The sequence below is a fragment of the Roseiconus lacunae genome (genome assembly GCF_008312935.1).
Taxonomy (GTDB): domain Bacteria; phylum Planctomycetota; class Planctomycetia; order Pirellulales; family Pirellulaceae; genus Stieleria; species Stieleria lacunae.
Map to the genome: position 1 here is coordinate 1 of NZ_VSZO01000092.1, position 813 is coordinate 813.

General features: G+C 53.8%; 1 protein-coding gene. It reads right to left on the minus strand.

Annotated features, from left to right (window positions below; genetic code table 11):
• Positions 1–130: 130 nt before the first annotated feature.
• The gene (locus FYC48_RS27420; protein ID WP_149500012.1) at positions 131–700 is read right to left on the minus strand and encodes a hypothetical protein; all 570 of its coding nucleotides are present in this window, start codon (positions 698–700) and stop codon (positions 131–133) included.
• Positions 701–813: the final 113 nt, after the last annotated feature.

An 813-nucleotide genomic window follows, 5' to 3' on the forward strand; every position in this document is an offset into this window, starting at 1 on the left:
AAAACCAACAAAACGGCGGCCCCGCCACTTGCACAACTCGGACTTCATAGTCGTCACGGATCACGCGGTCGCCGCGAGCGATCCTCCACTTCAAAATCCACGACTCGGCGACTCGTCGTGCATCCGATTGTTACCCGCCTTCCGGCATCTGCGAATCAACGGAATCCATCTCACGGAATGCGTCAATCATGTCATCGGCAGGAATACCTTGAAACAGCTCTGGTTCAGACTCCCTGAGATCCTCAAGTGTGTCTGCAATTGTGGCTGGCTCCACAAATCTAAGGTAGGTTACCCTAAATGATTCGTCGTCTTCGTCATCGCTAAGTTGAATCGCAAACCCTTGTTCCTCCGACCGCCAAAGACCCATCGTTGGGTCGTCCGCAAAGTCCTTGAATTCGAATTCCCCGAAACGCAAATTAATCGCCCCGCGAAGCAATTCAAACGGTTGCGTTCTGTCGTAGTGAATCATTGCGCCATAGCATGCGTTGTCCTTGTAGTCGAGTATTACCTGTCTCGGGAACCACGTTGCTTTCGCACGCGGCAACAACGTTGGCAGTGGGTCACTCAACGTTGCCCCTAGAATAGACTCGTTGAACAACTGGACACTCGACACCGGAACAGCGACGGAGTCGACGCTGGTTCTGGAGTCAGTGCAACCGCATAAGAGCGGAAACACGATCAGCGGTAGTACTCGGTGCATACTCTGTATCAGTTCGGGTAACGGTAGGGTTCAGCGGGGCCGCTCGAACGACTCACCACTTCAAAGACGTCAACTCGCGGCCTCCGTTGCAACCCATGGTTCCCCGCGGTTTT

What these genes read in the sequence shown, in the direction of transcription:
- FYC48_RS27420 (WP_149500012.1), bottom strand. Translation starts at nt 700, where the DNA reads ATGCACCGAGTACTACCGCTGATCGTGTTTCCGCTCTTATGCGGTTGC.